The 22,229-nt window shown below is 42.1% G+C and carries 14 protein-coding genes; 5 read left to right on the forward strand and 9 right to left on the reverse strand.

What is annotated here, in order from left to right; translation table 11 throughout:
* Positions 1 to 51: 51 nt before the first annotated feature.
* Together CYL31_RS04875 and CYL31_RS04880 are read left to right on the forward strand one after the other, a co-directional pair.
* The gene (locus CYL31_RS04875) at positions 52 to 1,365 is read left to right on the forward strand and encodes a Na+/H+ antiporter NhaC family protein (protein ID WP_212917840.1); all 1,314 of its coding nucleotides are present in this window, start codon (positions 52 to 54) and stop codon (positions 1,363 to 1,365) included.
* Between the two features lie 135 nt (positions 1,366 to 1,500).
* The gene (locus CYL31_RS04880) at positions 1,501 to 2,391 is read left to right on the forward strand and encodes a DMT family transporter (RefSeq protein WP_212917841.1); all 891 of its coding nucleotides are present in this window, start codon (positions 1,501 to 1,503) and stop codon (positions 2,389 to 2,391) included.
* Here CYL31_RS04880 and CYL31_RS04885 read toward each other — a convergent pair whose 3' ends face one another.
* Positions 2,392 to 2,964, reverse strand: coding sequence for a TetR/AcrR family transcriptional regulator (locus CYL31_RS04885; RefSeq protein WP_212917842.1), 573 nt, complete (start codon positions 2,962 to 2,964; stop codon positions 2,392 to 2,394).
* 99 nt (positions 2,965 to 3,063) lie between these two features.
* On the opposite strand from CYL31_RS04885, the gene CYL31_RS04890 reads away from it, so the two are divergent.
* Complete coding sequence (locus CYL31_RS04890) at positions 3,064 to 4,254, forward strand: efflux RND transporter periplasmic adaptor subunit (protein ID WP_212917843.1); 1,191 nt, start codon at positions 3,064 to 3,066, stop codon at positions 4,252 to 4,254.
* A gap of 3 nt (positions 4,255 to 4,257) precedes the next feature.
* Entirely contained in the window at positions 4,258 to 7,386 is a 3,129-nt protein-coding gene (locus CYL31_RS04895; RefSeq protein ID WP_212917844.1) for an efflux RND transporter permease subunit, read from the forward strand.
* Between the two features lie 98 nt (positions 7,387 to 7,484).
* On the opposite strand, the gene phnE (CYL31_RS04900) is transcribed toward CYL31_RS04895, so the two are convergent.
* From phnE (CYL31_RS04900) to CYL31_RS04925, 6 genes are all read right to left on the reverse strand, one after another.
* Positions 7,485 to 8,282: a phosphonate ABC transporter, permease protein PhnE gene (gene phnE, locus CYL31_RS04900; protein WP_212917845.1), complete on the reverse strand. Its 798-nt coding sequence runs from the start codon at positions 8,280 to 8,282 to the stop codon at positions 7,485 to 7,487.
* Between the two features lie 22 nt (positions 8,283 to 8,304).
* On the reverse strand, positions 8,305 to 9,099 hold the full coding sequence (gene phnE, locus CYL31_RS04905; RefSeq protein ID WP_012068717.1) for a phosphonate ABC transporter, permease protein PhnE: 795 nt from the start codon (positions 9,097 to 9,099) through the stop codon (positions 8,305 to 8,307).
* Positions 9,087 to 9,872: a phosphonate ABC transporter ATP-binding protein gene (gene phnC, locus CYL31_RS04910; RefSeq protein WP_212917846.1), complete on the reverse strand. Its 786-nt coding sequence runs from the start codon at positions 9,870 to 9,872 to the stop codon at positions 9,087 to 9,089. Before phnC ends, phnE (CYL31_RS04905) begins: the two co-directional genes overlap by 13 nt.
* Positions 9,873 to 9,976: 104 nt before the next feature.
* Positions 9,977 to 11,020 (reverse strand): phosphate/phosphite/phosphonate ABC transporter substrate-binding protein, encoded by a 1,044-nt coding sequence (gene phnD, locus CYL31_RS04915; RefSeq protein WP_212917847.1) that lies wholly within the window; start codon positions 11,018 to 11,020, stop codon positions 9,977 to 9,979.
* A 219-nt stretch (positions 11,021 to 11,239) separates the two neighbouring features.
* Positions 11,240 to 12,607, reverse strand: coding sequence for a sigma-54-dependent transcriptional regulator (locus CYL31_RS04920; RefSeq protein ID WP_212917848.1), 1,368 nt, complete (start codon positions 12,605 to 12,607; stop codon positions 11,240 to 11,242).
* Positions 12,608 to 14,500: an ATP-binding protein gene (locus tag CYL31_RS04925; RefSeq protein WP_212917849.1), complete on the reverse strand. Its 1,893-nt coding sequence runs from the start codon at positions 14,498 to 14,500 to the stop codon at positions 12,608 to 12,610.
* A 247-nt stretch (positions 14,501 to 14,747) separates the two neighbouring features.
* On the opposite strand from CYL31_RS04925, the gene CYL31_RS04930 reads away from it, so the two are divergent.
* A complete protein-coding gene (locus CYL31_RS04930) occupies positions 14,748 to 15,422 on the forward strand; it encodes a 4'-phosphopantetheinyl transferase family protein (protein WP_212917850.1) in 675 nt (224 codons plus the stop codon).
* Positions 15,423 to 15,485: 63 nt separating this feature from the next.
* Here CYL31_RS04930 and fliB read toward each other — a convergent pair whose 3' ends face one another.
* Together fliB and CYL31_RS04940 are read right to left on the reverse strand one after the other, a co-directional pair.
* Positions 15,486 to 16,694, reverse strand: coding sequence for a flagellin lysine-N-methylase (gene fliB / locus CYL31_RS04935; protein WP_212917851.1), 1,209 nt, complete (start codon positions 16,692 to 16,694; stop codon positions 15,486 to 15,488).
* Between the two features lie 145 nt (positions 16,695 to 16,839).
* A complete protein-coding gene (locus CYL31_RS04940) occupies positions 16,840 to 22,197 on the reverse strand; it encodes an AvrE-family type 3 secretion system effector (RefSeq protein ID WP_212917852.1) in 5,358 nt (1,785 codons plus the stop codon).
* Between the last annotated feature and the right edge of the window lie 32 nt (positions 22,198 to 22,229).

Consider the following 22,229-nt stretch of genomic DNA (forward strand, 5'->3'; position numbering starts at 1 on the left):
CCCTAAGACCACAAGTCGCGGGGCTAACTTAATCTGGAATCCTCAGACGATATGACTTCTAAATCTCCTCTGGCACTATTGCCATTGTTACTTTTCCTTGTTCTTTTTGTTGGCAGCGGCCTTTGGTATCAGTCTGAAGGCGTGGACTTTGCCTTTTATCAGATCTCTGCCCCTGTCGCTATTTTACCAGCTATTGCCTTGGCAATTTTATTAGGTAAAGGGCATTTTAATAAGCGCATTGAAACCTTTATTGAAGGTGTGGGTGACAACACTATTGTGACTATGGTGCTTATTTATTTGTTGGCTGGTGCGTTTGCTAGCGTTGCAAAAAGCGTTGGTGGTGTTGATGCGACAGTTAACTTTGGCTTAAGCGTGGTTCCGCCTTCGCTATTATTACCCGGTTTGTTTGTTATTACGGCATTTGTTGCGACTTCCATGGGAACATCCATGGGCACGATTGCGGCCATTGCTCCGATAGCGATTGGGGTTGCCGAAGCTGCTGATTTACCTTTGTTGCTAACAGTCGGCACCGTCATTGGTGGTGCTATGTTTGGTGATAATTTGTCGATTATTTCCGACACCACTATTGCAGCAACACGAACTCAGGGCTGTGATATGCGTGACAAATTCCGCATGAACTTCAAAATTGCCTTACCTGCAGCCTTGGTGACTTTAGTTTGGCTGTTTTTCCAGAGTAGCGATGCGCACATTACAGATATTAAAGACTATGATTTGATTCGCGTTTTGCCTTACGCTGTTGTTTTAGGCCTAGCTGTTGCTGGTGTTAACGTTATGTTGGTGCTGTTCAGCGGTATTATTTTAGCGGGTGTGATTGGTTTGACCATGCAGCCTGATTATTCTGTGGCATCTTGGTCTTCTGATATTTATGCGGGTTACACTGGCATGCAGGAAATTTTGATTCTTTCCTTGTTGATTGGTGGTCTAGCTGCATTGATGAAATCGCAAGGTGGTCTAGAGTGGTTGGTTGGCACCATCGAGCGTATTAGTCGTGTCTTAGGTGCGAAAGCTGGATCAACACGTGCCGGTGAGCTGAGTATCAGTGCGGCCGTTGCATTAACTAATTTATGTACGGCTAATAATACTGTTTCGATTTTAATTAATGGTTCAGTCGCAAAAAATATTGCTGAACGATATAATGTCGATCCGAAACGCAGTGCTAGCTTGTTAGATATTTTTTCGTGTGTGGTGCAAGGTGTATTACCGTATGGCGCGCAAATTTTATTGGCGTCTTCTTTGGCAAAAGTATCGCCATTAGAGCTTGTTGGTTATGTTCAATACAGCTGGTTATTGGCTGTGGCAGCTTTGATTTCTATTTTTATCGCTTGGCCGAAAGGCGCTAAATAGACATTTCAAAAAGTAAAATATTTCTTTGGAAGCCCGCCAGCCTGCATTTTAAGCCCAGGTTAGCGGGCTTTTTCGTGCTTTCTTGTAAAGGTCTCTGTAAGTTTTATCTAGTCATTTTTTTCGTAAGGAATATTTTTGAAGCAAGAATCACATGTTAAAGCCGAATTAATTCTAGTGTTTGTCACTATTTTGGCAGGGTTTGGTTGGATATTTTCCAAAGAAGCACTGGCTGGTTTGCCGCCTTTGTTTTTTATGGGGGTGCGATTTATTGTTGCTGGTTTTGTATTGTATCTTGCTGGATTGAAATATTTTCGTGGCCTAGATTGGCAAGATGTTAAACGTGCTGGCATGGTTGGTTTGGTAATGGGCATCACTATGATGTTTTGGGTTACTGGGCTGGATCAAGGTTCAAACTTGGGCGTAGGCGCTTTTATTACCAGTTTGGGTGTTGTACTTGTCCCTGTGGTTGCGCGTTTTATGTTTGGTGCAAGGCCGCCGTTAAGTATTTGGATTGCTTTGCCTATCGCTGTTGTTGGTTTAGGCTTTTTAGCGTTGAACAATGGATTGAATTTTGAATTTTCTCATGTCTATTTTTTGGGAGCCGCTTTAGGATCGGCATTCCAATTAAATTTATTATCGCGTTTTTCAATGCGTATGCATGCTTTAGTATTAACTGCCATTCAATTGAGTGTGGCGGGTTGTTTGTTACTCCTCCTTTCACTGTTAACTGAAACGCTGCCTCATAGTATTAGTATGGCTGTGGCTGGATGGTTTCTAGCTAGCACCTTGGTTGCAAGCAGTATGCGTTTCTTATTACAAACTTATGGTATGAGTTTGACACCAGTGAGTCATGCCGCAGTTATTATGAACTTAGAGCCTGTATGGACGGCTATTTTTGCGGTTTTTTGGTTCAGTGAGTCGATGGGAAGTGGGCAGGTATTTGGTTGTTTCTTAATATTTATTGCCATGATCGTTAGTCGTTGGCCTCAAATAAGAGCAATTTTTAAGCCGGTTAAATCTTTTTAGCTAGAACGTATCTGGCAAAATAGTATCCAGTGTTTGACTGTAGACGTTGTGCATCTCTTTGCTGAACGGTCTGGTTTGGAACTCCCAACGGACTAGTAATCCTTCTGTTAAAGTGACGAGCATTTCGATGCGAGCAATAGCTTCTTTTTTATCCATTCGTGGGTAAATCGATTCCATAATATTAATGGCTCTTTCTTGTAACCGTCTATGAGACTCTTTATAGATATTGGCTATCACTGGATTGCGTGCTGCTTCTGCTTTAATTTCTGCATGCATAATTCTCATGTTATCGTTTTCTAAATTATTTTCACCAAAATGACGTTCTAGCCAATTTTTTTTATCTAAAAAAGATGGCATAAACTGTAATCTTTTTTGTGTAAACTGCTCAACCAATGCACAAATGATGTCATCTTTATGGGAAAAGTAACGATAAATCTGGCCTACGCTTAGTTCTGCCGTCTTAGCAATTTCACTCATACTGGCTTTGTGGAAACCTTTAGTGAGGACATGTTGCTCGGTGGCATCAATAATGCATTGTTTTCTAAGGTCATTATCTCGCGGTAATTTAATCATTTTCGTTTCTTTACATTGGTTTTTATTTATTAGAAATACTGCTTATATTATAGTGCTTGTGAATGATCATTCTCAATATGTCGAAAGGAAGTCTCCTCAATGCTGTCTAAATTTAAATATGCTTCAAGTGTGTTACTTGTTTTATTGCTTGCTGGCTGCCAGGAGGAGGCCCCTAAGTCTGCTGCTGATAAGCCCGTACCTAAAGTTCAAGTCGGCATTGTTACGATTCAACCTCAAAAAACCGATTTAATGACTGAATTACCTGGTCGAACCACTTCTAGCTTGGTGGCAGAAATTCGTCCTCAGGTTGGTGGAATAGTGAAAAAACGTTTTTTTGAAGAAGGTCAGGATGTCAAAACGGGTGATTTACTTTATGAATTGGATGACTCCACTTATGTTTCTTCATATAAGCAAGCACAAGCTGATTTAGAGTCTGCAAATGCCAGTCTTAAATCTGCACAGTTAAAAAATGAACGTTATACACAATTGCGTAAACAGAATAATGTATCTCAACAAGATCTTGATGATGCTCATGTTGCTTATCTTGAAGCTGTTGCCAAGCAGAAAGGTTCTGAAGCAGCATTAGAAAACACAAAAATCAATTTAGGTTATACCAAAATCAGGTCACCAATTGATGGGCGCATTGGTATTTCTCAAGTAACTGTGGGTGCATTGGTAACCGCTAGTCAAGCAACAGTCATGACGACTGTTCGTTCTTTGGATCCTATTTTTGTCGATTTAGCGCAAACCAGTTTAGATCAACTTAAACAGAGAAATTTCTTATCCCAAGATGGTGTTGAAAAAGGCTCAAACAAAGTGTCTTTGATCCTTGAAGACGGTACCAAGTATCAATATCAAGGCACACTTAAAGCTCGAGAAGTAAGTGTCGACGAGTCAACTGGTAGTGTGACGCTTCGTGCCGAATTTCCGAATCCAGATAACCTTCTACTACCAGGTATGTTTGTGCGTGGTGTGATACATGAGTTAACACATAACGCCGCTCTTTTGGTGCCTCAACAGGGGGTTTCTCGTGATGTTAAAGGCAATCCAATTGCCTTGGTTGTTAATTCTAACAATGTTGTTGAAAGTCGAATTCTGACCGTTGAGCGTACAATTGATAATCAGTGGCTGGTGCTTTCAGGTGTTAAAGCTGGTGAGAAAGTGATTGTTGAAGGCTCCCTGAAAGTGAAGACGGGTGATGAGGTTGTGTCAGTTGAAATGACAAGAGACCCTAAAAGCGGCGCTATTGTCGCAAAGAATGCCAATGCTTCTTCGGCTCAAGGGAATTAATTTATGCTAGCTCATTTTTTTATAAACCGTCCGGTTTTTGCATGGGTGATTTCCATCGCTATCATGCTAGCAGGTCTAGCATCGATACTGAATTTGCCAATATCTCAATATCCTAATGTGGCGCCGCCTACCATTAGCATTTCTGCTACTTATTCTGGTGCTTCTGCGGAAACAGTCGAAAACAGTGTTACGCAAATATTAGAGCAACAGCTTACTGGCTTAGATGGTTTGTTGTACTTTTCTTCATCAAGTAGCTCAAGTGGCCGTACTAGCATTAACGTAACGTTTGAGCAGGGGACCGATGCTGATATAGCACAAGTACAGGTTCAAAATAAGATTCAACAAATCACGTCTAATTTGCCTGAATCAGTACAGCAAAACGGCGTAACTGTTCGAAAATCAAATTCTGATTTTTTAATGGTTGCGGCTATTTATGATGAAACCGATACTGATACTGCAAACGATATTTCCGATTTTCTTGTTTCTAGTGTGCAAGATCCTGTTTCTCGTGTGGATGGGGTAGGCAGTATCCAGGTATTTGGTGCTGAGTACGCGATGCGTATATGGTTAGATCCATTAAAGCTAGCATCTTATAAATTAATGCCTTCTAACGTATCAGCTGCTGTTAACGCTCAAAATACCCAAGTGGCAGCAGGCAGTTTAGGTGCTTACCCAGTAATAAAGGGTCAAGAGTTGAATGTGACTGTCACGGCTCAGTCTAAATTGCAAACCGCTGAGCAGTTCCGCAATATTATTTTGGCGTACGATGACAGTGGCGCGACGGTTCGTTTGAGTGATGTTGCGAAGGTTGAACTAGGTAGCGAATCTTATGGTTATATTCCACGTTTGAATGGCCACCCTGCTTCTGGTATGGCCGTTATGTTAGCTCCCGGTGCTAATGCTTTATCTACTTCTGAAGCGGTTAAAAATGTATTGAATGGGTTATCTTCAACTCTACCAGATGGCTATAAGCTTTCTTTCCCTGTTGATAATACCGCCTTTATTAGAATATCAATCGAAGAGGTGGTGAAAACTCTTTTTGAAGCCATCGTTTTGGTTGTTATTGTTATGTTTATCTTTTTGCAGAATTGGCGTGCCACGTTAATTCCTGCAATTGCTGTTCCTGTTGTGCTTTTGGGGACGTTCGGCGTATTGGAACTATTTGGCTTTTCGATTAATACCTTAACCATGTTTGGTGTTGTGTTGTCTATCGGCTTGTTGGTTGATGATGCCATCGTAGTGGTGGAAAACGTAGAGCGGGTGATGGAAGAGGATAAGTTGTCTCCAAAAGAAGCCACTATTAAATCCATGAAAGAAATTACCAGTGCCTTAATTGGTATTGCGGTTGTCTTGTCTGCGGTATTTTTGCCTATGGCGTTCTTTAGTGGTTCAACGGGGGTTATTTATCGTCAATTCTCTATAACGATTGTTGCATCTATGGCCTTGTCTGTTGTGGTGGCTTTAACCTTGACCCCAGCGCTTTGTGCGACGCTATTAAAAGCAAATCATGGTGCGAGTAATAAAGGTTTAGCCGGTTGGTTTAACCGTAATTTTGATCGTGCTACGGATAAATATTTTGGTGGCGTCAGCAGCATAATTAAGAAACCAGTTCGTTGGATGCTGGGTTATGGTGTTATTGTTGCTGGCCTTGGTGGCTTGATGATGACATTGCCGTCAGGCTTCTTGCCGGTAGAAGATCAGGGGCGAGTGATGGTTATGGTGTCTTTGCCTGAAGGTGCTGCTATGTCACGTACCGATAAGGTAATGCGTGACGTTGAAAGCTATTTCATGAATCAAGAAAAAGATAATGTTAAAGATATTTTTACCATTTCAGGCTTTAACTTTATGGGCAGTGGACAAAATGCCGGTATGGCGTTTGTTGCCTTAAAAGACTGGAGCGAGCGCGTTGGTCCTGCCAATAGTGCGAGCGCTATTGTTGGTCGCTCATATGGTGCTTTTGCGGGAATTCGTGATGCAAGAATCTTTTCTTTGATACCACCATCGATTCAAGGTCTGGGTCAGAGTAATGGCTTTACCTTCCAGCTTCAAGCATCAGGGAATACAGATCGTGCGACCCTATTAGAAATGCGTGATGCTTTATTGCAAAATGCTAATACAAGCCAACTGTTAACGGGTGTTCGTTTAGGTTCAGATTCTGAAGCTCCTCAATTGCATATTGATATAGACCAAGAGAAAGCATCTGCTTTAGGTCTTTCTATGTCTGATATTAGTTCGACTTTGAGTAGTGCTTGGGCGGGCTCTTATATCAATGACTTTATCGATCGTGGCCGAGTTAAAACGGTTTACATGCAAGGTGAAGCTCAGTACAGATCCTCTCCTGAAGACCTACAGCATTGGTATGTTCGCGGTAGTGATAATACGATGACACCTTTCTCTGCTTTTGCTAAGAGTGAATGGACATATGGCCCAAAAAGCTTAACGCGTTTTAATGGCTTGGCTTCTTATGAAATTCAAGGTTCTGGTGCTCCAGGTGTAAGTTCTGGTGCTGCGATGGATGAATTACAAAATGTAGCGGATGCTTTACCGGGCGGTGTAACTGGGTCTTGGAGTGGTTTGTCTTACCAAGAGCGCTTGTCGAGTGGCCAAACACAGATACTTTATGCCATTTCTATTTTGGTGGTGTTCTTATGTTTGGCTGCCTTGTATGAAAGCTGGACTGTGCCGTTTTCGGTTATCTTGGTTATTCCTCTTGGGGTAATTGGTTCGGCAGCGGCAGCGCACTTACGCGGCCTAGAAAACGACGTGTACTTCCAAGTTGCCTTGTTGACAACTATTGGTCTTTCTTCAAAGAACGCGATCTTGATTGTTGAGTTCGCTGAGGCAGCTTATCGCCGAGGTTTAAATGTTTGGGATGCTGCGGCTCAAGCCGCACGTCTGCGCTTACGTCCTATCATCATGACGTCTATGGCATTTATGGTAGGTACATTACCTTTGGCACTTTCTTCTGGTGCGGGTGCAAACAGTCGAATCTCGATTGGTTCTGGTATCGTGGGTGGTACATTAACGGCAACAATATTGGCGGTTTTCTTTGTGCCTTTATTCTTTGTCATTGTGCGTCGTATTTTCCCGAAACGCCCTGAAGCATTATCGAGTAACGAAAACGCTGAATAATTTATTAAAGTGAGATAAGACGAATAAAGAAGGAGCCAATTTAGGCTCCTTTTTTATGATGAAATACTTAGATTAAATAATGATACTAGATAGTGAGTTTAGATTAAGCGTTTACGAATATTTACTACGACTATTTCAGCCAAGATAACGATGATAAAAATAGCCAATAGAGACATAGCAACACGATCCCATTGGAATAAATTCATCGAATCATCAAGTACCACACCAATACCGCCAGCCCCCACCAAACCAAGTACAGCAGATTCTCGGACATTAATGTCCCAACGGAACAAGACGATACTGAAGAAAGCGGGTAGTACCTGAGGCCAATAGCCTTTCAGCAAAATAGACATCCAAGATGCGCCAGTGGCTTTTAGTGCTTCAATAGAACCCATATTCACTTCTTCAATCGCCTCCCCAAGTAGCTTTCCGACAAAGCCGATAGAGCGGAAGGCAATTGCTAAGACACCAGCGATCACGCCTGGGCCAAAAATGGAGACAAAAAGTAATGCCCAAACCAGTGAGTTTACCGAGCGAGAAGACACTAGGAAAAATCGAGATATCCAATGACACCAAGCTGAATTAACAATGTTGCTGGCATTCATTAATGCTAACGGAATCGCAAAAATTAATGTAATGAGCGTACCTAATGTAGCGATGTTTAATGTCTCAACGATAGCGTCGTGTACGGCAACAGGATAGTACGCGAAATCAATGGGCCACATACGGGAAAACATATCTGCCATTTGCTCTGGCGCATCCAGCAAGAACTCAGGGATGACTTCGACAGATTGAATGGATTGCACAAATGCTATAACAAGAACAAGGTAAACTGCATAACGAGATAGTTTTTGTTTTAGCGTAAAACGCTGCCAGTGATGATCTATTGTGTTCATAAAAATAGGCTCCTAGGTCAAACTAGCGAAAAATGCTTCGAACGATGTTGGATAGAAACTCGCCAAACATGATTAGAGCGATAATGATGATCAGAATGGCCGCGACAAAGTCGTAATCAAAGCGTTGGAACGCAGAGAAAAGTGTGCCACCTAAACCACCCGCGCCGACAATCCCCACCATGGTGGAGTTACGCAAGTTAGAGTCGAGCTGATATGTGGAGAAGCCAATAAAGCGAGAAAACACCTGTGGCATAACGGAAAATAAAATGATGCTAGTAAAGCCAGCGCCAGTGGCGCGGATTGCTTCGACTTGCTTAAGAGAAATTTCTTCTATGGCTTCAGCGAAGAGTTTGGCGATAAAGCCAACCGATGCGACAACCAGAGTTAAAATTCCTGCCAAAGCACCAAATCCCACACTCTTAACAAACAAGATCGCAATGATCACAGGGTGAAAAGTACGGCAAAGTGCGATAAGTGTTCTCACTGGTGTACTGATCCAGTTTGGCATCATGTTACGAGCAGCAAATAACCCTAGAAACAATGAAATGAAAATACCGCAAATACTTGAAATTACAGCAATTTCAAGGCTTTCAATCAGTCCGCTCATTAGCAAAGACCAGCGACTAAAGTTAGGCGGAACCATGCGACCTAGTAGGTTACTGGCGTGGCCTAAGCCTTCGTTAAAACGTTCCCAACTTAGACCCATCGCATTAAAAGAATAAACCACATAACAGATGACTAGCAGCCAAATTGCAGTAACAAACCAGTTCTGCTTGAATGGATTTTCTCTGTTTTGTGAAGAATTTATACCAGCCATGATTCACCTCCATAAATTTGTTTTAGGTGCTCGTCGGTAATGCCTTCTGGTGGACCGTCGTAAACCACAACGCCATTGCTCATGCCGATCATACGTTTAGCAAAACGACTGGCCAGTTTTACGTCATGAATATTGACCAAGGCTGGAATGTTCTTTTCTGCAGAGAAGCGTTCAAGTAGCTCCATGATTTCCACGGCAGTTTTTGGGTCGAGAGAGGATGTTGGTTCGTCAGCCAATAGAATGCGTGGGTTTTGCATCACGGCTCTAGCGATGCCCACACGCTGGCGTTGGCCACCAGAAAGGCTATCGGCGCGTTTTTTTGCATGTTCGGTTAAGCCCACAGCGTCTAATAATTCAAATGCAGTATTAATGTCTTCTTGGCTGAACTTTCTGCGCCAAGCTTGCCATGCAGACATGTAACCTAGACGGCCTGTTAAGACGTTTTCAATAACGGTTAAGCGTTCAACAAGGTTGTATTCTTGGAACACCATGCCCACTTGGCGGCGTAGCTTGCGAAGTTGAGCGCCTTTGGCTAAGCAAAGGTCAGCATCATCAAATAAAATTTGCCCATCCGTAGGATCAATTAAACGGTTGATACAACGCAGTAATGTGCTTTTACCCGTTCCAGAAGGCCCTATGATGGCGACGATACCGGGTTCTGTGATGTTAATATCTATCCCTTTTAAAATGGGATTTCCTGCTGTGTATTCTTTTTTTAAGTTTCGAATTTCTAGAAAGTTTGAACGCTCAGCTGTGTTTTGAGTGACAGACATGATGATTTCCTACAGGCGAAGAGGTCCAACAACCTGATGGATCAGGCTGTTGGTCTTTTTAAAATACGTCTTTTTAAATGGATTAAACGATTAGGGATAATCGATTATTGGCTTTTACTGGCGGCTTCTTTTTTTCGCTTGTCTGCAGCCGCTTTAGCAGCATCTGCTTCCGCTAGCTGTTTAAGTCCAGCTTTGGTGTAAGCGGTACCAGATGAGTGAGCGATATCGCGGATAACTTGCCAATCTTCTTTGTAAGTGATTGGGAAGAAGCGATCAGCGCCACCGAAAGTCTTTTGCATTTCTGGTGGAAAGCGGAAAGTGAAAAAGGCTTTTTTGATCTTTTCAACCAACTCAGGATTGAGATCATAAGCGTAGCCAAAGGATGAAGTTGGGAAGCGAGGGCTGGTATAAATGATACGGAAATCATCTTTGCTCACGCGTTTCGCATCAACCATGCGTTTGAAAACATCTGAGGCAACAGGTGCAGCATCATAATCGCCAGATAGAACACCCATAACCGATTGATCGTGCTTACCTGAGTATTTCACTTCATAGTCTTTATCAGGCGTTAACCCCAATGCTGGGAAAATAGCGCGAGGCGCTAAGTTGCCTGAGTTTGATGACGCAGATGTATGAGCAACCACTTTGCCTTTTAAGTCAGCCATTTTGGTAATGCTGCTGTCTTTGCGAACGATGGTGATGAGGTTGTAACCTTGAAACGCTTCCTCTGTGCCTTTTACGGCGATTGGAACCAAACCACCGAGGTTAACAGCGTAGCCAGTTGGGCCAGTAGAGAAGCCAGCAATATGCAATCGGCCAGAACGCAAAGCTTCGACTTCTGCCGCATTAGAGTGAACTGTGTAATACACCACTTTTTTGCCAGTCACTTCACTGAGATATTTTTGAAAATCACTGAATGCGTCTTTATAAACCGCAGGATCTTCCACAGGAGTGTAGGTGAATACTAAGGTGCTTGGATCTCGCCATTGGCTTGAATCTTTTGGTAGGTCGGCAACAAGGTCGTAGTTTTCGTCACAGAACTTATCGTCTAGAACGCCACGGTAGCTGCAGTCATCAGCTAGGGCGGTGCTGGCACCTAATAGCAATGAACTTGAGAGCACTAAACCTGTTAATAATTTAATAGGCATTATTATTTTCCTCGAGATGTATTTTTTATTGTTATCACCGGTCGGGAGGTTCCGTTTTCGGAGATGAGTCAATCCCACACGTAAGAAGGATTGACTGATGTAGAGCAAGTCGGATGCCAATAGTAATAAATCTTTTAAAAACAAATGCTTAATGTTTTTATTTATAAAGTGATCATATTTTTTGGGACGTTTTAGTCTCATGCGGAAATAGGAAATGGGTCATTCTTGTCTTTCGTCTTCTGGTGCTTTGAATTGCTGTTTGTCTAGTTGGTGTTTCTTCATTTTTCGGTAGAGAGTCTTGCGTGACATATCCAATAGTTCAGCGGCTTCATTTAATAGGCCGTTGGTGGCTCTTAGTCCTTCTTCAATAATGTGGCGTTCGAATTGATCCATGCGCTCTTCATAACTTCCATTTATGTCGTCTTCGCGCTTAATTGATGCGAGAGAGTTTTCGCTAATGCCAAGCACAAATCGGTCAGCTGAATTTTTCAGCTCTCGAACATTGCCTGGCCATTGATGCTGGATCAAATAATCTAAATACGAAGGTGTGATGCTGGGTAACTCTCTAGAGAAGTGCTCGGCGGCCTTTCGTGCGTAATGATGGAATAGCGGCAGAATATCTTCTGGTCGATCTCTGAGTGGTGGAATGGTGAGACTGGCAACGTTGAGTCGGTAAAATAAGTCTTTACGAAACTTTCCTTCATCGCCCAGTTGGGCAAGATTGTCTTTGCTGGCTGCAATCACCGTGAGCTCGACGGGAATGGGCATGGTGCTGCCGACTCGCTCAATGGTGCGTTCTTGTAGTACGCGTAGTAATTTAATTTGTACCGGCAGTGGCATGGTTTCTATTTCATCCAAAAATAGTGTTCCGCCATTGGCCGCCTCAATCTTGCCGATATGGCGTTTATTAGCGCCAGTAAAGGAGCCAGCTTCATGGCCAAAAAGCTCACTCTCAATCAAGCTTTCGCTGATGCCGCCACAGTTAATGGCAATGAATCGGCCTTTGTTACGCAGGCTAAATTGATGCAATGCTCTGGCAACCACATCTTTGCCACTGCCAGTTTCGCCATAAATAATGGTGTCGACATTGGCTTGTGCCAAAGAGGAGATGTGTTGGCGTATATTCTTTATGGCCGCTGATTCGCCAATGATAAAGGCTTCTAAGCCGGTTTGTTGAGCGAGATTTTGTTTTAGTTTACGGTTTTCTAAAATCAGCTGTCTTTTTTCAGCCGCGCGCTGTAGTTGGTTGATCAATTGAGCCGGTTGCAGGGGCTTTTCAAGGAAGTCGTACGCGCCTTCTTTCATCGCTTCGATGGCCATAGGTATATCGCCATGGCCGCTCATGAGTAGAACGGGTAATTCATTGTCTAATTCTTGTAGGCGCGTCAGTAAATTCATGCCATCCATTTTGGGCATTCTGACATCACTAAGTATTACCGCTGCGCTATTTCTATCGAGCAATGCGATGGCTTTGTCGGCTCTACTATGGCTTTCTATTTGGAAACCTTCGAGTTCTAGCATTTCGGTTAATGCTTCGATGATGGTTTGATCATCGTCGATAATGATTATTTTTATTGTATTAAGCATTTATTTTTCTGCCTTTTTTAATTCTAAGGTAAAGCGGCTGCCTGCCTCTGGTGTTGATGACACTCTAATTTGACCGCCAAAATCTTGAACTATGTTGTAACTAATAGATAAGCCCAGACCGAGTCCTTGACCTACTTCTTTTTGAGTAAAAAATGGGTCGAAAATTTGTTCTAACTGACTTTCCTCAATACCAATTCCAGTGTCATTTACGTCAATCATTATCCTGTCGTCTTGCTCATAGACCTTGATGGACAGCTGTTTTACTGGCGCACTGGATAAGGCATCAACGGCATTGCTAATCAGGTTCACCATGACTTGTTCTAACCTGATTGGTTCGGCAAGAACATAGAGTGATGCTGAGTTTGCTTGATAATCTAATGTGCAATGCTGTTCTATGATCTGACTCGACATGAGTTCGATGGCATCTTGGATAACAGTATCTAAACAGACGGGAGTCAATTCAGTACCTGCAACGCGAGCGAAGGCTTTGAGGTGTTTGGTAATTCGCGTGATCTTCGTGAGTAACAGACCTATTTTATCTAAGCTATTTTGCGCTTTGTCTACTTGGCCTTTTTCCATATGTCGCCCTGCTGTGTGCAAATGACTGGCAATAGCGGTTAACGGTTGATTTATTTCGTGGGTGATGCCTACACCAAGCTGACCTAAGGCTGCGAGTTTTCCAGCTTGTACTAATTCGTTTTGCGCGGCTTTTAATTGTGCTTCAGCGGCGACTCTTTCTTCTATTTCAGCGGCGAGAGCTTGATTGGTTTTCTCTACTTCTATAGCTGTTTGCTGGAAGTATTGTAGGTCTCTGGCCATACTGGAGACTTCGTCATGACCGACAATGCGTATTTTGGTATCCAACTGAGAGCTAGCAATGGCGCGCATGTTTCTTTGTAGTTCGATGATGCGTTGTAATACATTGCGACGTACGTAAAACCAAGAAATAGCACAAGCAACACTTAGGCTTATAAGAGACAGCAATAGAATGTTGCGAATACTGTTATTGATGGATTTGATGGCACCTTCAAGGGAGCCACGAATACTGGTATTGGTATAATTGGTATATTGATTGATTTGCGCTGCTAATTGTTGAATATGTTGCTGGCTATTTTCTAAAAGAAAACTTTGTTGGTAGAGCAAGTCTAGCTCTTCATTTTTGAGTTGGAATAGTTCGCCTTGTCGAGAACTCATGGTGAGTAAATCGAGCAAGGATTGGCGTAATGGCAGTGGCACCTGTGGCAACAGAGTAAGGTATTGAGCAATCTCTGAGCCTAACTTTTCAAGTCGTAAAAAGGTGTAATCTAGTTCGTTAAAAGAGGCATCATTGCTGACTTTTTCTATTAAGCCTGAGAAGTAATACAGGCGACTAATGACTTGTTCCAATTCTGCTGAGCGTTCCAATTGATCCACTTGGAAAATGAGATCCTGAAATAAAGGGAAAATTAGTAATGACTGTGTGGTCAGTTCGCGTCTTATGACTTCGCGGCGTTCAACGCTTTGATTTAAGAGTGTTAGGCTGTTTTGGATTTGCGTAATGAGCTCAAGAAAATATCGATTGTAGTCCGGCAGATTGCGCATTAAAGAATCCATATCACTGATGGCGGCACTCAGCTCGTTCATGGTTTTTTCTCTGGAAATGGAAGCGTCACTGGTCACGAGCATTGGTGCAGTCGCGACGATTTGACGGCTTTTATCGTTTAATCGAGCCGCAGCATCTAACCCAGGAATGTCCTGATATTTTAGTAGAAGAAGACGATCACTAAGCTGTAAATAAGTGTTTGTCGCCAAACCGCTTGCAACAATGGTGATGGAAGAAATTAAGACGAAAGCCAAAAATAGCCTGCCGCCAATACCAATATTGCGAAGCCAAAAAAACGTGGGGATGCCCATGAATGTATACCTTATTATTTTTATAATTAAATAACCTAATGAAAGATTGATGCCAACTTTAAGGCCTTATAATCGTTAGGTTTGAGCTTATATTGAGGACAAAAATGTCCCATCACAAGCTTTTACTGTCTTTTGTTATCTTCTTTGGTTTTTAGGAATCAATCTCATCTTAGCGTGTTATTATTAGCGTGTTTCATGAGTTGAGTTTTAATTTTCGAAAATGGCATTGGGTCTTAGGGAGGAGATAGTGTTGGTGGTTGCGTATAGTCAAAATGCTTTTTTTATAGATAACACATTGGATGATGTTGAAAAAAAGCGTGCCTCTAGTTTTCGGTTTGAGCATTTACGCGGACAATATACCTTTGCTCATGCTTTTAAGCGGCAGGTTTTGAGTCATTATTTTCCATTTAAAAAGCCATCTGAGTGGTATTTTCATCAGACGCCAGCTGGCAAGCCTTTTATAAAAGAGGGCATTGCCTTTAATCTTAGCCATAGTGCCAGCTCTGTTGCGGTTGCCCTTGTCGAATCTACTGATAAAGGTGCTGTTGGTGTGGATATCGAGTGTTTTCGGCAAATGGATGATCTTGAGTCAATGATTGAGATGGTCTGTCATCCTGACGAGATGCAGCAACTTGATATATGTGATGATCGAAGCAAAGGTTTTTTTAAGCTTTGGACTGCGAAAGAAGCACTGCTAAAAGCCTGTGGAAGTGGTTTGATAGACGACTTGAATCGTATCAATTGCCAACAAAGTTTATTGAGTGACCAGTCTTACTCTTTACATTGGCAGGGCAAACAATATTGCTTGAAAAGCTTTTCTTTTGAGTGGGGAGTGATTACAGCTGTGTGGTCTGCCGATCTATTGGTGTCGGATATTCGACTCGATGACTGGACCTCTGGCGCTGTTGCTAGATTCCTATAGTGTTTCTTATAAGATCGATTTAGTAGGTTGCCGTTGACTACCTACTAAATCGCTTATTTATGATTACATGGCCATGAAATCGAAATAGTCGTATAAGCGTTCGCCTTGGGAATCTAAAACCGCTTGGCGTAAGTCCATTTCATTATTGCCTGGTTGAGTGTGATTTACTTTGCGGCAGAAATTATAGACCCAAGTTATGACGCTGTTTTCATCAGGTAAATTGCCTTGCCTATCGGCAGCGTAATGCGTTCCACATACACTGAGTAAAAGACGTAGTGTTAGCGTTCGAAGACAAAGCGTGGTCGTCCATTCTTTCAAAGAAGTGCCATAGTCTTTGCCGTTACTTGTATGAGATATAAAAGGAAATCCTGTACGGGTTATTTCTGCTGCAACAAATCGCTTTAAGCTGGATTGCAACCACTGACTTTTATGATTTTGATAATAGTCTTTGAATTCTTGCTTAAGTTGGCAACGTGGACGATTTTGTAGATCGTGGGAATGGATCGTAAAAGCACCGATCACGAGTTGGCGTAAATGCTCGGTTGTTTCACTTGGACGGTCAAGATTTTCAAGTAACATATAAAGTAAATCTGTGGTGTGTTCTGCGCTTTTTGCACTGTCCTTTAGTGAAGATAATAGCTGTTTGGGCTTGCTTTGCATGATGATTTTAGGCCAATCAGTCAGCGAGTTTTGTTCTAATTTTGTCGCCATATGCCATAAAGTCGATAAGGTTTCTTCGATACTTTTTTCTTTATCTAAAGTTGATTCCATAAGGTCTGAAATGGTTTCTTGCCACAGGGTTTGACTTAATGCAGCTATGTTCTGATTCTGTAGCTTGGTACCATTTTTATGATTGTCGGGAAGTTCTGTTGGTTGCAGTGCAAAAGGGTGATCGTCGAATAAGCATTTGCGAGCGATTTCAGGGCAACTCATAGTGCCTGAACGTGTGTAGAACTGGCTGAGTGAGCGATACATACGAGGATAATCTGCGCAGGTATCAGACAGTAGGGATTCTCCATGATCACGGTGAATAATACAAAGACCTTGGTCTTGAGCCATACAGCCTGATTCATTATTTTGAATACGATAGCCATCGCTGTCTTTGGCTATGATGTTATAAAGAGAAGGATAGTTATCAAGGTAGTTTTGCGCTTGCTCATCATTGACGGCTATACGCCAGTTATGGCTGCAGCAATTGTCTGCACATTTGTCGGCAAGACAGCGAAAATTTTCTATATAAGAAAAGCCTAAGGTAGAGGTTGATTGCTGCATGATAAAAATCCTTGTTAAATATTCCTTATTGAGTGGTTAGTACTGACAATTAGTTTCCTTTGTAATCTAATTATTATGATTCATAGACGCTTTATATGAGGCCTTTGCTCTTGATTTCGTGCAAAGACCTCTATTTGTCTCTTCTTTAGACGCTGAGTGTTAATCCTTTTGATTCTTTGAGATCTTGGATTGCGTTTGCTAACTCGGGTTTGGCTTCGGTGAAGTCGCCTGTGATGGTGTAATTACGAGGTGTGTTTTGATCTTGCCCATAACTAAAGTTAATGACGCCTGCTTCACGCTCCATATAGATCGAGGCGTTACTTCCACCACCTAAAAAGAGTGTTGGTGCATTAAAGCCTTCTGTATGTTGACCTGTTTCAAGGATGGAGATAGATTTAATACGTCGCTGTTCAGGGTCTGCAAGTATTTTTTGCGCTTCTTGCAGGGTAACTTTACCTTCAACAAACTCTTTCTCAAGCTTGAGTCTTGGTTCATCTTTAAGTTGTAATGTTACCCAGGTGTAGGTATTTGGCTTAGCGCGAATATCGTTGATCATGTTTGAGATAACAGGGTCGTCTTTCATAAAATTGCTAATTTGCTCAGATAGTGGGTCTTTCTTTGACGGTGCAATCAATGATGTTAAAAAGTTTAAAACCCCAGAATGGTCGAGTTGATGTGGGTTAGCATGAGATACAACCCCTTTAATTTCTGACATTAGGTCTACGTTTCTTGTCGCGGCTAAATGCTGAATATCGATACTTTTTATGCCGTTTAGTGCTGCATATTGCTGATCATTTTTTGGTTTGGCCTCCTCTGAATTGCTAGATAAAAAATAATCCTTAAGTACTTTTAGTTGCTCATTAATATCGGTAAGGTCATTTAAGCCTTTTAGTATTTGCTGGCTGGTTGGATCTTGGAAAGCGTCGCTTAACTTGCTTTGTAAACCTTCCATATCTTTTGTATTTATCACAGAGGATGGTTTGGATTTAAGCTCCCCTCGGACCTTTACCGAGTTGTCTACAGCGACTGTGGCTGAACCTCCCATGTTTGGGTACATCACTAAATCTCCGCCATCTGTCTCTAGATTGGAGCCAACTACCAAAGAGCCATCAATGCCAGCAGAGGCTTTATTAAATAGTCCGTCTGTTTTATTTATGCGGTGTTTTGAGTCATCAAGTGACTGGTATTTTATGTCATCATGACTCATAGACATTAGATTAATACTGGCACTTACGCCGCCTCCGAGACGAACAATGGCCGAAGGATTATCATCTTCATCGGTTAAATCTATTCTTGCTCGTGCTGCTATATTAAGGCCTAGATCGACACTAAAATTCCATTTTTTTCCCTGTACATTAGTGTGCTCCATACCAATATCTATTAGCTTTTCAGGAGTCACTTTTCCGTTAGTCAAGCCTTCAACAAAAGCGTCAATAGCGTCACCTCGAAGGTTGAGCTTTAGTTCATGCTGATTTGCTGCACCGCCATTAATGGTTAGGCCAGCTCCGGCGACTAGGTCTGGTGTGAAGCTTTGATGATCATTGATAGCAATGGGAATTTTTTCTGAATTATCGCCCATTAGGTGAGGTAAGACGTTTTTATTAATACCGAAATTTGCGCTGCCGCTTTGTGCTAGATTGCCTTTTAGAACGATTTCAATACCGTCATCCAATCCATTGATTTCCATATCGTAGCCACGTTTGCTATCTAAACCAGCGCTAGGAAACATGCTAAGAGGTTTATTATTGAACGCTTTCGGTATAAAAGTGACGGAAGCTCCAAGGTTGTAGCCTCTACTGATTGTGATACTGTCGTTAGGTTTTAATGAATGCATTAAATCTTTTAGATCACTGTTAAGACTATTCTGATCTTTGCTGCCAAGTACAGCTCGTGTAATCAAATTCACGCCATGCTCAGGAGAGCTGAAACTTTTGATAAAGGATTTGGCGACGTTGTAATTTATCTCAACATCTTTGTATCCCGTCATACCCTTGTCTGTATAGTGTTTAATACGGCTATTTTCATAGCTTCCATCTCGAAGTTCAGACACATTTTTGTGAAGCGTATCTATTTGTGTTTGATCTGGTGCTTTACCTGATAGTAGCTCGGCTTTGTCGATGAGATTATCTAACTTTTGCAATGTGAGTGTATCCAGTACAAGACGAGCTTTGCTTAACGCCATTTGGTCATTGGAGTCACGCATACGGCCAGCAGGAATCTCTGTCTTACGGTGGCTCATGTTAACGTTCATTTCGGTGAAGGTTTTAAGTAACTGAGAGACGTTGCTGTCTTGAGAGGCTGGATTACGTTTCCAGCTCGTAAGTACCTCTTGGCTGAGGTTGTGACCAGACCTATCAGGGTTAAGGGATTGCACTGCATCTTTGATTACAGATGGTTTGTAGTTTAACTTTAGTTCAGCAGCATTATTATCCTGTAGCACGCCTTGATGCTTTCCTAGCTGGATGAGTTGCTTTTCGGCACTGTGTTCAATTTCCGAACGAAGTGATTCTAATTCTGCTTTTAAGCCATCGCCTAAAGGACCTAAATCTAAACGATCAATTCGAGTTTTTACATCCATACTATCTCGCTTGGGCAAGCTGTTAGATTCGATGTTGGTGTTATTTGCTTCAAGAGCTTTATATAAAGCGCTTTCTTGTTCATATAAAGGCTTTAGCCCCTCACGACCTTGCCATTGATGTTGTGCACTGTAAGCGGCCGTTTTAAGTGGGCGGGGGATTTCTAAGGATGGTTTAAATACATGTGCTTTTAAGCGATCGGTAAATTTACTACTGACTTTATTAGATTCTAAACCTATAAAACCACCTAACTTGGCATTCATTGTGTACTGTATGCCATCATTACTTAATTTGATGCCTTTTGTTGCTTGCGCTAAGTTATTAAAGAACTTATCTCGCATAGTACTGGAGTCTGAACTTGTAGCGGGAGTAGACTTTTCCCATCCTCCTTCTAATTTGGTGAGTTTAGTATTTGTGCTTGTGGTTATTTCTAGCTGGTGGTCTTTAGTTAAGGTTAGGCTGGCACCGTCTAGATTTTTTGTTAGAAGATCATTTGTCTCTTCTTTCCATAAAGTGGTGGATGGAGAGGCTTGAGGGGCTTGCCAGTCATTTTTTGCTAGACTAAAGAGCTTGCCTGAATCTGTGAGTGCAAACAGTTGATGGTCTCGATCAACACTTAGTTGCTTGATATTGCCCTCTAATCCCTGAAGACTAATGTCGCGAGGGGGATGCATAGGATTGCTAGTTCCTGGTCGGATATGGCTGTATTGCAATTTACCTGATTCAGATAAACTGACATGCTGATAGTTGTCGATCACAGCGACCGCGTTAAGTTTTCCTTCGGGAAGGCCTTTTGGTCCATCGGCTAACGAGGCTTTGCCATGGGTTTGCGTCAATGAAAAAACATTATCTGCGCCAAAACCTATTTTGCTAGAGCTTGCGTCTACAGTGACTTTTTTTAGGCTTCCGTCTTGAAGAGCGTACGCTTGCCCATCTATACCTCGTTGTAGGTTTTGGACATTATCCCCAATTTTTGACCATTGTTGGGTCAGCTTGTCTTTACTGTAGAGAGTGCCATTATCGATCGAAAGAGAGCCTAGGTTACCAAAGTCTTGCTCTTTCATAGCCTGGCTATCAGATAATTCTAATCCTAGGGTGTTGTTTAGGTTTAGTATGTCAGATAGATTCCAGCCTGGTTTAAACGTATTACCGGATGAACTGTTAGCGGGGCAGCCATGTAACTGGCCACTGTGGTCGCGAGCCAGTAATGATAGCGTGCCATCTTTATGAGCGGTGAAACCTTCAAATTTTACGTCTTTACCAAATGCATTTTGGAGTTCAGCTTGTGGTAAGGCTTTGAATTCGACCTTGCTTTGGCCTGTTTTTGGCAGTGATGCACTGAGAACATTGTTATCATTATCAATGGCGAACAAACGATCACTTGAGATATGTACTTCTGTTATTTTGACCGGGTCTTTTTGGCGTGAAGTCTCTGCGTATTTTAGTTCTAGGTTTTGTGTGTCTTGTGCTGGGGAACTTAAAGTTGGTAGTAAGCTGAGTGTTGGTACATCGTCAGATTTTAATAATAGAGCCACTTGTCCCTCTTGATTTACACTGAAAGACTGGATCTCTTGCTCTAGTTTTAAGCTGCTTTGATTTGTCGTCAAGTTGGTTATTTGGTGCTTGTTCTTGATCCCTAACACGTTGTCATTGACTTCAGTCAGTTTATTGACGGGATCGTCTTCTTGCTGCCAAAGCTTTATGCCCGATAACGCCTCTGAGTCACTGAGTTCTTTAAGAGCATATAGTTTTTCTTCACTAACGCGCCAATGGTTGTCATTAGTGTCAGAATAGATGCCTGTCGCTACTGAGTGGTAGCCGTTGTCTGCCGAATTTTGTCCTGATTGTTCCAAGTGCTCTATGAGAGATTTAGGTGGTGCAGAGGCATCCAATATTGGTGTTGATGAATGCATTGCGAGCAGACCAATATTTGGTTGAGTCGCTACTTGGAAGACTCGACCCTGTTTATCCAATAGCAGTTGATTTTGATTGTCTTGATGGCTTTCATGGGCCGTATACGTTTGCGATGATTTACCTAATGTTTCGCCAAGTAGTGTATTTAATGCCGTTTCACCGCTAAAGACGAGTTTCTCTTTTTCAAGACTGATTATCGGCCCTTTGATGCTGCTTGTCTCGGCAGTTGTATTACTTGTTAATGCTGATGTAGAGGAAACATTAGAATTATTTCTTGATAATTCTGAGGGTGTAGAAGGTTCAGAGTTACTGCTTTTTATTTTTGAACTCTCTCCCGTTTCTATGGTTGTGGAAGGTGTGCTGGTAAGAGGCTCTTTACCTGCTCGTTTTATAGAGAATGAATCTTCATCAAAGCCTTCATTTATGTCTTCAGGTATTGTGCTTAGTTTTTGGTTGCGGGCTTGAAAAGCCTGTAAATGGCTAAGTACCTCTGGATCATTTTCAGTGTCATTATTGACTAGATTAGAATCAAGTGGCGTGTTTTGTATGTCTTGACTTAGAGTGCTGGCTATTTTAAGTGCTTGAGTTAGCGACTCATTTTGTTTGCCATGCTCCCTAAATGTTGTCCCAGAGGATCCGATAGAAGAGCCACTGTTGCTTAGTAGGCTGCCTAATGTTGTTCTTTGGCGTCCATTGTCTGGTTGTTGAGGTACGTTGGCTTTGTTGGCGTTTTGGGGCGAACTTTGGGGCTTGTTGTGTTTTAAACCAAGTAGGCTTTTCAAAGAGAATTTTTTATTTTTCTGTTTCGCGGGACTGCGTCCATCTGGTGTACTTTCCAGCTGTGTCAGGTTTTTTGGTAGATTAGTGCTCTGACCTTCTCTGGCTAATGTCGCTACTTCACCCTGTTTGCTGATTGATTGTGTCGATTTTTGCTTTAATGATGTGGATGCTTGGGAGCTTGATGCATGGGCCGTTTGATTAAAGGAGTGAAGAGAATTTTCATGTATTTTCATAATATAATGCCTTTTATATCAGAGCCTTATTT

The organism is Marinomonas sp. A3A, from assembly GCF_018336955.1.
Lineage (GTDB): Bacteria > Pseudomonadota > Gammaproteobacteria > Pseudomonadales > Marinomonadaceae > Marinomonas > Marinomonas lutimaris.